Below are 12683 nucleotides of genomic sequence, written 5' to 3'. Positions count from 1 at the left end.
GGCGTCAGGCGGTCTGGACCGCAGCAGAATGACCTGCCGCCAGGTAGACCGGGTCGTCGGCCAGATCGGCCAGCAGGGCGTCCAGCTTGGCGCGGTCGACCGAGGACATCAGGAAGACGTGCACATAGCTGCGGCGGGTGGTCTCGTCGCCCGGGACGGTCAGGACGTCCTGCGAGGAGAGGGACCACTTGGCCACCAGCTCGGGGCTGGGCTTGCGGAACCGTACGGTGATGGCACCCGGGGTGCGGGCCGGCCAGAGGTCGATGCCCTTCTCCAGCTCCAGCAGAAGGAGCCGCTGCTCCAGGTAGGCAGCCAGCTGCTGGGAGCGGCGGATCCGGTCCACCTGGTCCTGGTAGGAGTAGCGGGAGAGGTGGTCCCAGAGCACCAGCGGTGAGAAGCCGTTGCGGGAGCCGGCGAAGGTGGTGTCGGGCGCTCCGGTGTACTCCGGCTGGGACGGGGGCGCGACCTGGTACTTGACCTTGGTCATGTAGATGCCGCACGGCCAGGGCGCGCCGGGCCACTTGTGGCCGCTCATGGCGATCGAGGAGACCATGTCGAGCTCGCCGAACTCCCGTGTGGGCAGGGTGATGCCGAAGTCGAACTCGGGCAGCTCCGTGTCGGGGGTCCAGCCGAAGCCCGCCGTGTCGTCGTCCTGGCCGGCCGCGCCGGCCATCCGCATGAACGGCACATAGCCGGCCCCGAGGGCACCGTCGACGTGGATCCAGAAGCGCCGGCGCAGGTCGACCTGCGGCTCGCCGGTGACCGGGTCCTTGCCGTGGACCACCTGCCCCTGGATCAGGCCGTGCTTCTCGAAGATCGGCAGCAGGCGCTCGCAGACGCCGCGCACGTCGTCGTGGGCGCCCTTGAAGGTGCTGCCGAGGTTGAGGCTGACGAAGACCGGGTGGCCCTTCGCCGCGAAGAACTCCACCAGCACCGCCAGGGCGTCGGTGTCGATCTCGCCGGTGCCGTCCCAGGAGTGGCCCGAGGGGCCGCTGCGCGAGGGCACCTCGGTGGGCCAGTCGCGCGGCTCCCCGGCGGGGCCGACCAGCGGGCACTCGCCCAGGTACTGCTCGGTGCCCACGGCGTGGAAGGTCTCGACGCCCAGCACGCAGACGGCCTTGGCGAAGGAGTAGTGGGTGTCCTCGGAGTAGAAGGCCACCGGGCGGCGGGCGTTGGGGCTGGCCGGCCCGACCGCCTGGTCGCCCGAGGTCCCGGTCGACGGCTGGATCAGCGGCTTGCCGCTCAGGTAGTCCCGGGCGTTCCAGAGCGCGTACATGTTGCCCTCGGTCGAGCCCATGGAGAGCACATAGCCCCAGTACGACTCGGGGGCGTCCGGACGGTGCGGGCCGTCGGCGTGCCACAGGGCCGCGTAGTAGTCGAGCACGGCGCGCTCGATGACCTTGGTGTTCGGCTTGTAGCCGCCGCTCTGGAACGGGTCGCCGAGGTTGTTGATGTTGTGCTGCATGAACCGGCCGAGGTCGAAGGCGCTGCCGCCCATCTCCTGGGTGGCCTGGAAGCCGAGCAGGTGCCGACGCTTCCTGGTCAGGTACTCGTCCATCCGGTTGAGGGCCCGCAGTCGCTGCTCCTGGTCCAGCCCAGCCGCCGGTATCGCGAACTCGCGGGCGTCCGGCTCCAGCCGACTGGGCTGGTCGTGGGCCGCGAAGGCGGGCAGGGTCTCGGTTCGGATCATGGGAGCCAGAATGAAACCCATAGCGGCTTAATGGGAAGCAATCCGCAGAAGATTCGGAATCGGCCGCTGATGGTTTGCATATCATCGGCACGAGCAGCGACCCTGGACTCCGTGCCGAATAATCCTCACGCCCGACACGCGCCCCTCGACGACGTGGACCGGGCGATCCTGCGCATCCTCACCGACAACGCCCGCATCCCGAACAACGCGCTGGCCGACGCGGTGGGCATCGCCCCCTCGACCTGCCTGGCCCGCGTACGCGCGCTGCGCGAGCGCGGGGTCATCCGCGCGTTCCGGGCCGAGATAGCCCCCGCGGCGATCGGGCTGCCGCTGCAGGCGATGATCTCGGTCCGGCTCCGGGCCCACACCCGGGAGCAGAACGAGAGCTTCCGGGCCACCGCCCCCGACCTCCCCGGCGTGGTCGCCGTCTTCCATATGGCCGGCTCCGACGACTACCTGCTGCACGTCGCCCTCGCCCACCCCGATGCCCTGCGCGACTTCGTGGTCGACCACCTCACCACCCACCCCGCGGTGGCCCAGACCCGGACCAACCTGATCTTCGAACAGATCGCCGGCCGCCGACAGCTGACGCCAGGCCCGTGAGGCGGAGCGATTCACGGGACCGGCGATCCCTCTGATCACTCCGTCCGCAGCGCCGTGGCCGTCCGTGCCTTGGCCGCCCAGCCGGCCGGGAGCATCGCGCCGCACAGCGCGATCGCCACACCTGCCACTCCGAGAAGCACCAACTCCGGTATCCCGTAGACGTTCTGGACCTGTGGCGGGGTCCCGCTGCCGGCCGCCCGCATCACCAGCGGGATGATGACGTCGTGCAGCGCGAGCCCGACCGGCACGCCGACCGCCCCGCCCAGCAGTCCCGCCCCGGCGACCGAGGTCAGTACCTGGGTGATGGTCTGCCCCGGCGTCATCCCGATGGCCTTGCACACCCCCAGGTCATGGACCCGCTCCCGGGTGTCGAGGACCACCGAGTTGAGCACTCCGAGCCCCGCGACCGAGACCAGCATCAGGGTGAGCAGCACCGCCATGGCGTCGAAGGCGACGACGGTGGGATTGAGGTGCCCCGCCTGGGTGGCCTCGACGTGGGCGTTGGTCGACTGCAGCGCGTTCCTGAGCCCCTCGACGTAACCGGCGACCGACGTACCGGGCTTGAGCGTCACATCGTAGAAGTCGGGGTGCAGCTTCGGCTGGGCTGCGGCGAGGGTGGCCATGTCGGTGTTGATGACCAGCCCGGCGTTGCCGGGGTCGAAGTCCTCGCCGACGATCCGCACCGGAACCTGCACTCCCTGGTCGACCAGGGTGATGCTGTCGCCCACCTTGTGTCCTGTGGTGTCCAGGAAGTGCGTCGGCACCACCACCTCGCCGGGGCCGTTGAACCAGCGGCCGGAGATCAGCGCGAAAGCCTCGGCATTGGACTGGCCCTGGTAGAGCCGCACCCGGATCGCGCCGGTGCCGCCGGCGACGGTAACGACGCCCTGGCTCTGCCCGATGGCGGCGGCCGTGCCCAGCTGGGCCTGGATCAGCGCGAGCGTCTTCACGGGGTCGGCGGCGGTGTCGCCGCCTTGGGGCGCGGGACTCCCCGGATCGCCGGGGGAGGCGAGGAACACCGAGACCGGGATCCTCTGACCGGGTTGCCGCGCCGTGGTCACCGCGCTGGCGGAGGAGGTGAGCCCGATGGCGAAGGTAGCCGCCGTGGTGCCGAACAGCACCGCGGCCAGCAGCGCCGCCGAACGGACCGGACGGGCGAAGGGCGAGGCGAGCCCGAGTGTCACCGCCCTGGGCAGCGGCAGCCGGGCAGCGAGCCGCTGGGCCCACTGGCCGCGCCCACTGCGGGGCGCGCGGCCGACCGCGAGCGCCTCAACCGTGCGCAGCCTGCCCGCCCGCAGTGCGGGCACCAGCGCCGCCAGGGCGACCACGGCCAGCGCTGCGCCGGGCACCGCCAGGTCGATCCACCAGGCCACCCCCGGCGATCCGCCGCCGTACATCTGCCCGGCGTCGCCCATCAGCGGCATCGCCAGCAGATTGCCGAGAAGCACTCCGCTGACCGCCCCGATGGCCGAGGGGACAAGCGCCTGGGCCAGATAGGTCCGCACGACCTGACCTGGTGTCAGTCCGATGGACTTGAGGATGCCGATCCTGCGGATCTGCGCGCCGACGGCCCCGCTGACCACACTGGCGATGATGATCACGGACATCAGCAGGCCCAGCACCCCGAACGCCATCATCACCGGGACGAACAGCGCCGTGTTCTCGTCGGCCGCGAGCTTGACGTCGAGGTAGGACTGCGCGCCGGTGATCGCGCCAGCAGGCAGCGCGGCGGCGACGGCGGCGCGGTCGGCGTTCATCTCGGCCGTGCTGGCGGCGGCGCTGAAGCGGTAGAGCATCTGAGCGCTGCCGGGAGCACCGGACGCCCGTAGCGCGGCGATCTCCGCCGGGACGACCCAGCCGTCGGCGCTGTCGGTGACCGACGAGGCCAGGCCGACGATGGTCAGGGTGGGGCTGCCGGCGGCGGGGGAGATCTGCAGGATGCTACCGACCTTGGTGCCGGGGCCGGCCGAGTTCGCATCCATCGAGAGGACGATCTCCCCCGGATTGGTCGCCCAGCGACCGGACCGGAGCACGAGATCGTCCACGACACCGGTGGGGGCGGACCGCCCGACGATCGTCTGCGACTGCTGCATGTCGAGCCCGCCGGGGCCGGGCGGGTCGATCTGCGCCGTCTGGTACGGGCCCGAGCTCGCGGTGACCCCCGGCAGCTGCCCGGTGGCAGCGATCCGGTCGACGCCGGTGCTGCTCTCATCGATCTGTGCGGTGAGCTGTGCGCCGTGCTGCTGCGCGAACGCGGCGTCGAACGGCGCCGAGGCGCTCACCATCAGCGACCCGGCGACGACGGCGGAGGCCACCGCCATCAGCACGGACAGCGTCATCACGATGGTCTGCACCCGCCGCCGGCCGACCCGGCCCAACCTGATGCGGCGACCAGCACCGCGACTCCCACGGAAGGCGCTCATCGCACGGCCTCCGCGTTCTTGCTGCGGTCCACCGCGATGTGCCCGTCGACCAGTTGGATGGTCCGCTCGGCGCAGGCCTCGGCGAGCGCCAGGTCATGCGTGACCAGGACCACGGTCTGACCGCTGCGGTGCAGGTCGACCAGCAGTTGCCGCACCTCGTGCCCTGAAGCGGTGTCGAGTGCCCCGGTGGGCTCGTCCGCCAGCAGCAGCGCCGGACGGTTGATCAGCGCCCTGGCGACCGCGACCCGCTGCCGCTCACCCCCGGAGAGCCGCCCCGGGTAGGCGCGACCGTGCTTGGCGATGCCCAGGACCTCCATCAGCTCGGCCGCCCGCTCCATCGCCTTGCCCCGGGCCGCACCGGCGAGTTGGGCCGGCAGCAGGATGTTGTCGACGACGGTCAGATCGTCCAGCAGGTTGAAGAACTGGAAGACCATCCCGATCCGCTCCCTGCGGAACCGCGCCAGCGCCTTCTCGCCCAGGCCGTCGATCCGCAGGCCGCCGACCCAGACCCGACCCTCACTCGGCTTGTCCAGCCCCGCCACCAGGTTCAGCAGAGTCGACTTGCCGCTGCCGGACGGGCCGGTGATCGCCACGGCCTCCCCCTCCGCGACGGTCAGGCTCAGCAGCCCCAGTGCGGGAGCGCCGGCGCTGTCGTACCGCTTGACCACGCCTTCCAGTTCGATCACATTCCCGGCCACAGGGTCCGTCCTTGTCCTCGTCGCTTCACTGCCGGCGGCTTTTCCCGGCCTCAACGAAGCTACGAGCAGCACGGGTTGGCCCGCGTCGGCCGTCGAACGGACCTTTCGTCGGCCGAGGGGACGATCCCGCATCAGCGTCATCCCTGCGATGTACTCCGCTCGGCGACGAAGAGGGCTACAGCGAGGGATGCGCACGGCAGCGGACGGCCCCGAGAATGACGCCATGGAACTGCTGGAAGGGCGCGAGCTGCGCCGACAAGTGCGCGCCGTGCTCTGGCCCGAGCGGCAGGCGCCCAAACTGCCCCGCTGGTCGTTGTGGGCCGACGTGGTGCTCGCGGTGCTGGTGACGGTCGTGGTGCTGCTCTCGATGCGCCACGGTGTGATCGCCTGGCAGGGCACCGCACCGGTGCCGCCCGCCCCCGCCGTAGCGCCGCTGCCGCCCGGCCCCGCTGCCCTGCCCCAGATGGTGGTCCCGGTGCCGCCGGCCGCCAAGGACTATGTCGTCGCCTCCCTGGCGGCCCTGATGCTGGCGGCACGGCGCCGGCTCCCCCTCGCCACGTTCTGGGTGGTGCTGATCGCCGCCCGCGCCGACTTCTTCCTGCCGACCTTCGTCACCGTGCTGACCTGCGGGATCGCCATTGGCGCCGCCGCGTTCCACAGCCGCAACCCGGCACCCGTGATGGGCAGTTTCGCGCTGGCCGCCGTGCTGGTCACCACGACCTTCCAGAACGCCGCGCCCAACCAGCGGGAACTGCTGGTCATCCTGCTGATCCTCGGCCTGCTCGGCAGTGCGGGACGGTTCTGGCAGCTGCGATACACCACCGCCCGACTGCGCTTCACCGAGCTGCAGGAGGAGCAGGAGGCCGCGATGCGTCGGGCCGTCGAGGAGGAGCGCTCGCGGATCGCGAGCGAGCTGCACGACGTGGTCACCCACAACGTGAGCGTGATGGTCATTCAGGCTGGCGCCGCGCGCACGGTGTTGGACAGCTCACCGGAGATGGCCAAGGAAGCCATGCTCGCCGTCGAGGCCGGCGGCCGGGCCGCGATGGCCGAACTGCGGCATGTGATGGGCCTGCTGGCGGTCCCGGGAACCGGCGCAGGCGGGGAAACGGCCGACGGTCGGCCCTCCCCCGACGAACTCGAACCCCAGCCAGGACTCGGCCAGCTCAACGCCCTGGTGCAGCGGGTGCGCGCCACCGGGCTGCCCGTCACCGTCTCCATGTCGCTTCCACCCGGACCGATGCTGCCCGGAACAGACCTGACGGCCTATCGGGTCGTCCAGGAGGCGCTGACCAACACCATCAAGCATGCGGTCGGGGCCGAGTCCACCATCACCATCGACCACGACGACCACTGGCTGACCATAGAGGCCGTCGACACCGGCGGCACCCCGGGAGTTCAGTCCCTGTCCGGCAACAGCCGTGGCCTGCTGGGCCTGCGCGAACGCCTGGCCGTCTACGGCGGGGCACTCGACGCGGGGCGTACGATCGGCGGCGGTTACCGGCTGAAGGCCCGAATCCCCTGGAGCACCCCGTGAGTCAACCGCCCCTGCGCGCCGTCATCGCCGACGACCAAGCGCTGGTCCGCACCGGATTCCGGATGATCCTCGCCGCCGACGGCATCGAGGTCGTCGCCGAGGCGGTCAACGGCGCCGACGCCGTCGCCGCCGTCCGGCGCACCCAGCCCGATGTGGTGCTGATGGACATCCGGATGCCGGAACTGGACGGCCTGGAGGCCACCCGGCAGATCATGGCGAGCGGCACGGCGGGCGGCACGGACGGCACCCGGGTCCTGATCCTCACCACCTACGACCTGGACCACTACGTCTATGCGGCCCTCACGGCAGGCGCCAGCGGCTTCCTGCTCAAGGACGTCACCCCGGAGCATCTGGTGGCCTCGGTCCGCCTGGTCCGCTCCGGCGACGCCCTGCTCGCCCCGACCATCACCCGCCGGCTGATCGAGCGCTTCGCCCCCCGCGACGAAGCCAGGTCCAGCGTGCACCGCGACCTCTCCGAGCTGACACCCCGCGAACTGGAGGTGCTGCGTCTACTGGCCACCGGCCTCAGCAACGCCGAGCTGGCCGAGCGGCTCACCCTCAGCGCGACCACGGTGAAAACCCATGTGGCCCGGATCCTGTCCAAACTCGGCCTGCGCGACCGGGTCCAGGCCGTTGTGCTCGCCTACGAGACCGGTCTGATCTCCCCGGGCACGCCATCCGAGCGCGGATAACCGCGCCCGCCGATCCCTCCGGCCTGGCCCTCCCCCGCACGGGCCCAGCCGAGGCCGCGGTGGGTCGGCCCGTAGCGGGCCGCCCCCGCGCTACCTCTGAGCAGCGGGACGGCTGGCGATGCCGGTGAGCACGATACGCAGGACCTCGTACAGCTCGCGATGGAGGTCGAACTGATCGTTGGTGTGCTGGGTCCAGCGGTAGAGGGTGCCCAGGTAGGCATCCCGCAGGACGTTGCCGACCCGCTGCGGGTCGATGCCCTCGATGATCTCGCCGCGCTCGCGACCGGCGGACACCGCCTCGGCGAAGATCTCGGTGGCGTACGGCTCCTCAAGCAGGGGCCGACCGGCCCGGACCCAGGCCGTCAGCATGGCCTTGGTGCTGTCGCGATCCTGCTCGTTGATGTTTGCCAGCACCTCCATACAGCGGTGCAGCACCACCGTGGCACCGTCGTCCTGAGCCGCGGCGGACGCTTCGAGGCCGAGCCGCAGCTTCATCCGGCGCTGCTCCCCCCACGCAGTGATGAGGTCTTCCTTGCGCTGGAAGTAGTTGAAGAACGTTCCTCGGGCCACATCGGCGCGCTCCGCGATCTCATCGATGGATGTCTGCTCGTACCCCTGCTCAGAGATAAGGGTGATGGCGGCCGTATAGAGCCGCTCCTTGACCCGCTGCTTATTGCGCTCCCGGCGGCCGGTGGACTCGCCCGCGCCACTGAGGACTGTCTGATTCATTCTCTGCTCCTGCCCGCCAGGACGATCATGACTTGCCTCGGCACCCTCGCCAGGGCGAAACCACTCTTACCCAACCCACTATATACTAAGATCTAATATTGGATCCAAGTATCAATTTTTTTCCTGTCCCCAGACACTCACGCCGTCACACTCACCGAGCCCGCCGCCATCGCAGTGCCCAGCCAGTCGGTCAGGCTTCCCGTGCCCTCGGTGCCGAGCAGGCGCGAGAGTGAGACGTCGACGCCGTACGCGGCCCGCAGCCGACTGCGCAGCTGCGTCGCCATCAGGGAGTCCAGACCGTAGTCTCGCAGCGGCCGGCGCGGATCGATCCGCTCTTCGGACATTCCCAGGACAACGCCCGCGTGGCGCAACAGAATTCGCCCGTCGGACGCAGAGACAGGGGCAGCAGCAGGGGCAGCGACGGCAGGAGTAGGGGTGGCGGTAGGGCCAGCGGCAGGGATGATGGGAGTGGGTGCAACGGTCGGCACCGACGCCGGTACCGGCGGCCGCACGGAGACGGCCTGGCCGATCGGGAGCCGGCGGCCCACCGGAGCGACCCGCCGGCCCAGCGCGCAGAGCGCACTCGCCGCACCGCTGCGCACTGCCTCCACCGCTTCCACCGCCTGCGCGGGCAGCACAGGCAGCACCGGACGCGCGAGCCGCAGCAGCCGACCGCCCACCCCCGTGGCCCCGGAGCAGCGCGGACCGGACAGCCTGCGCAGCCGGATCCCGCGCAGCTCCACCAGAACCTGCCCCTCGGGACCCGAGAGCACCACGTCGGCCCGCGCCGAGTCGGCCGCCCGGCTCGCCCTGAAGGTCACCCGGCTCCAGAACTCCTCGGTCAGCGGCGCGAACTGGCGGACGTACTCAAAGGAGAGCGGGATGTAGGTGCCGTCCCCCGGGCCGCCCGAGGGCAGCGCCGCGAGCAGCGGCTGCAGCCCGGTCTCCAGCACCGCCGCCTGCGGGGTGCCCGACGGCCGCAGGTGGGCGACGGCCTCACCGTCGCGGCGCCACAGCCGGGTGACGGCGCGGAAGCCCTCGGCGATCTCGTACCCGCGCCCCTGGGCCAGCCGGTGGAAGTCGGCAGCCGACCGGAACTCCCCGCAGCGCGCCATCGCCGCGTCCAACTCAGTTGCCACGGAAGGTGCCTGGGAAGGCGTCTGCCCGTCCTCGGCGGTCTGGTCGGCGACCCGGCGCAGCCGCGCCGACAGGCAGCGCGTACGCAGGTGGTCGGCGCCGGCGGGGGCCGCCGTCTCCACCACCACCGACCGGCTGCCGTCCACCGCCTCCGGGCCGATCCGCACCTGGGCCACCCGCGCCTCGCCGGCCATGAAGTCCACCATCTCCTGGCCCAGTTGGACCTGCTCCAGGGCAAAAGCGGACGAGCCGACCAACTGCTCGGCGGCCTCCCGTACCGCCGAGAGGAAGGCGGCCGGCGGCACCGGGGCCACCCCGCGCAGCGAGACCCCGGCGATCTCCGGGTCGAGCGTGAACTCCGTGACGTTCCAGGCTTCTTCGACCGAGGCCGGGGTCAGCTCGCGCGGCGTGCGGCGCAACTGCTCCATGTCCCACGGGTAGGCGGGCAGCGGCACATTGCGGGCGCCCTGCGGGTACCAGCAGCTCCAGTCCACCGTGCCGCCGTGGCCGAACAGCCGCCCCACCGAGCGGGTCAGCTCGGCTCGCTCGTCCAGTCTGCGGCGGGCCGAGGCCAGCACGGCCGACGGTGCGCCGAGCGCGGCCAGGTTCGCCTCAAGGGCCGCCACCAGCACGGGATGCGGGCTGATCTCGACGAAGATGTTCTCCGCCTCCTTGGTCAGCCGCTGCACGGAGTCGGCGAAGCGGACCGGACCGCGCAGGTTCTCCATCCAGTAGCCGGCGTCGAGTTCGGCTCCACGGACGGTGTCGGCGCGAACGCTGGAGACCATCGTGGTGCGGGTCGCACCGGGGGTGAGGTCGGCCAGTTCGGCCAGCAGGTCCTCACGCAGCAGCTCCATCTCCGGCGAGTGCGAGGCCACTTCGACCTTCACAAAGCGGCTGAACACCCCCCGGCCGTCCAGCTCCTGGGCTATCCGGCCCAGCAGCGCAGGCTTGCCCGCCAGCACAGTGGACGAGGCCGAGTTCTCCACCGCCACGCAGACCGCGTCCCCGTGCGGGGCGGCGATCCGGCGGGCCTCACTGGCCGAGAGCTCGACGGCGAGCATCGCACCGCGACCGGCGAGGCGCTTCATCAGCCTGCTGCGCCGGCAGATCACCGCCGCTGAATCGCGCAGCGAGAGGGCGCCACTGAGGTAGGCCGCCGCGGCCTCCCCCATGCTGTGGCCGACGACCGCGTCCGGGCGCACCCCGAACGAGCGCCAGACGGCGGCGAGCGAGATCTCCATCGCCCACAGGGCCGGCTGGACGACGTCGATCGAGGTCGGGAAGTCGCCGGCCTCGGCGCCCTCCACTGCCCCGCGGGTGAGCAACTCAATGAGCGACCAGCCGAGTTCGGCCTGCACCGCCTCGTCGCAGGCGGCCATCGCCGCCCCGAACGCCGGGACGCTCCGCAGGAGTCCGCGGCCCATGCCGAGCCACTGCGAGCCCTGACCGGGCAGCACGAAGACGACCTGCCGGGCCGGACCGAAGCCCGCCTCGCCGATCCCACCGTCCGGGATCTCCGCGCCGTCCGCCAGCAGCCGCAGTTTCGCGGCCAGTTCGTCGTGCGAGCTGCCGATCACCCAGAGCCGGTACGGGTGCGGGTCGCGGCGCAGGGCGGCGGCGGCGCAGATCTCCCGCAGCGGGTGGCGGCGGCCGGCGCCGTTCGGTCCGAGGTGGTCCGCGTACGCGGCGGCGAGCCGGCGCAGCGAGCGGTCCGAGCGGGCCGCCAGCACCAGCAGTTGGGGCGCCTCGGTCTCGGCCGGCTCATCGCCGTTCGAAGGACGTTCGACCTCATCAAAGGAGGAGTCGGGGACGAACTCGGCCAGCACCACATGCGCGTTGGTCCCGGAGAGCCCGAACGAGCTGACGCCGACCAGCGCCGCGGGCCCGGCCTTCGCCAGCGGCTCGTTGCGTCGCACCACCTCCACCGGCATCCGCCAGTCGGCGAGCACGGGGTGCGGCTCGCGCACGTGCAGGGAGGCGGGGACCACCCCGTGCCGGGCGACCAGCACGGCCTTGATCATGCCCGCGATCCCGGCGGCGGCCTCCGCGTGCCCGATGTTGCTCTTGGCGGAGCCGATCCGCAGCGGCCTGGTGAGCGCCTGGTCACCGGCCAACGCCTCGGCCAGGGCCCGCAGTTCGACACCGTCGCCGACCGGGGTCCCGGTGCCGTGCGCCTCCACGTAGTCCAGCTGGGCCGGGACGATGCCGGCGCTGCGGCAGGCCTCCCTGACCATGTCGACCTGACCGGACACCGCCGGCTGGATCAGGAACCCGCTGCCGCGCCCGTCGTTGGTGACCGCGCTGCCCAGCAGCAGGGCCAGCACCTGGTCCCCGTCGCGCCGCGCGTCGGCCAGCCGCTTGAGCACCACCACACCCACACCCTCGCTGCGCACGAAGCCGTCCGCGCCGGCGTCGCCGAACTTGCAGCGGCCGTCGGAGGAGAGCATCGCCGCCTGCGAGTAGGCGATGGCATCCCGGGGCGAGACGATGATGTTGACGCCGCCCGCGATCGCCAGGCTGCTCTCACCGGTCAGCAGGCTCTGCCGGGCCGCGTGCACGGCCACCAGCGAGGAGGAGCACGCGGTGTCCAGCACCAGGCTCGGACCACGCAGGTCGAGCGCATAGGAGACCCGGCCGGCGGTGACGGCCCGCAGGTGGCTGCCGGTCGCCTCGCGCAGGTCGTGCTCGGCCAGCGATCCGGACGACTCCGCGTACTCGGCGGTCGCCTGGCCCACGAAGACCCCGGTACGACTGCCGGCCAGTGCGGACGGCAGGATCCCGGCGTCCTCCAGCGCCTCCCACACCACCTGGAGCAGCACGCGCTGTTGCGGGTCCATGCTGCGCGCCTCCACCGGGGAGACGCCGAAGAAGTTGGCGTCGAAGCCGAACGCGTCGTCGAGGAAACCGCCGTGGCGCTGGCTGGTCTTGCCCGGCGTGCCGGCCTCGGGGGCGTAGTGGGCGGCGGAGTCGAAACGGCTCTCGGGGATCGGGGTGATCGCGTCGATGTTCTCGGTGAGGAGCTTCCAGTACGCGTCGATGCCCGCCGCCTGGGGGAAGCGGCAGCCCATTCCGATGATCGCCACGGCGTTCTCGTTGTCCTTGGCCATGGGTTCCATGCGCGCACCTACCTTTGATAGGAGGAGAGAAATGTCCGTTTTGAGCGAGGTGGGA

The 12683-nt window shown here is 71.4% G+C and carries 8 protein-coding genes; 3 read left to right on the top strand and 5 right to left on the bottom strand.

Annotated features, from left to right (window positions below; translation table 11 throughout):
* Positions 1-4: 4 nt before the first annotated feature.
* Positions 5-1690, bottom strand: a complete 1686-nt coding sequence (locus P3T34_RS23915) for a histidine decarboxylase (protein ID WP_280668094.1) — start codon at positions 1688-1690, stop codon at positions 5-7.
* 111 nt (positions 1691-1801) lie between these two features.
* Here P3T34_RS23915 and P3T34_RS23910 point away from each other — a divergent pair, with 111 nt between their 5' ends.
* Positions 1802-2293, top strand: a complete 492-nt coding sequence (locus P3T34_RS23910) for an Lrp/AsnC family transcriptional regulator (RefSeq protein WP_280668093.1) — start codon at positions 1802-1804, stop codon at positions 2291-2293.
* Between the two features lie 35 nt (positions 2294-2328).
* On the opposite strand, the gene P3T34_RS23905 is transcribed toward P3T34_RS23910, so the two are convergent.
* Both P3T34_RS23905 and P3T34_RS23900 read right to left on the bottom strand, forming a co-directional pair.
* Positions 2329-4716, bottom strand: coding sequence for an ABC transporter permease (locus tag P3T34_RS23905; protein WP_280668092.1), 2388 nt, complete (start codon positions 4714-4716; stop codon positions 2329-2331).
* A complete protein-coding gene (locus P3T34_RS23900) occupies positions 4713-5414 on the bottom strand; it encodes an ABC transporter ATP-binding protein (RefSeq protein WP_280668091.1) in 702 nt (233 codons plus the stop codon). The genes P3T34_RS23905 and P3T34_RS23900 overlap by 4 nt, the downstream gene beginning before the upstream one ends.
* A gap of 223 nt (positions 5415-5637) precedes the next feature.
* Between P3T34_RS23900 and P3T34_RS23895 the strand changes: the two genes are divergently transcribed.
* Entirely contained in the window at positions 5638-6951 is a 1314-nt protein-coding gene (locus P3T34_RS23895) for a histidine kinase (protein ID WP_280668090.1), read from the top strand.
* A complete protein-coding gene (locus P3T34_RS23890; RefSeq protein ID WP_280668089.1) occupies positions 6948-7643 on the top strand; it encodes a response regulator transcription factor in 696 nt (231 codons plus the stop codon). The genes P3T34_RS23895 and P3T34_RS23890 overlap by 4 nt, the downstream gene beginning before the upstream one ends.
* A 90-nt stretch (positions 7644-7733) precedes the next feature.
* Here P3T34_RS23890 and P3T34_RS23885 read toward each other — a convergent pair whose 3' ends face one another.
* Together P3T34_RS23885 and P3T34_RS23880 are read right to left on the bottom strand one after the other, a co-directional pair.
* Positions 7734-8372, bottom strand: coding sequence for a TetR/AcrR family transcriptional regulator (locus tag P3T34_RS23885; protein WP_280668088.1), 639 nt, complete (start codon positions 8370-8372; stop codon positions 7734-7736).
* 137 nt (positions 8373-8509) lie between these two features.
* Positions 8510-12628 (bottom strand): beta-ketoacyl synthase N-terminal-like domain-containing protein, encoded by a 4119-nt coding sequence (locus tag P3T34_RS23880; RefSeq protein WP_280668087.1) that lies wholly within the window; start codon positions 12626-12628, stop codon positions 8510-8512.
* Between the last annotated feature and the right edge of the window lie 55 nt (positions 12629-12683).

The sequence above is a fragment of the Kitasatospora sp. MAP12-44 genome, from assembly GCF_029892095.1.
GTDB lineage: Bacteria > Actinomycetota > Actinomycetes > Streptomycetales > Streptomycetaceae > Kitasatospora.
Note: the sequence above shows the minus strand (reverse complement) of the source record. Positions and strands in the feature narration are given on the sequence as shown.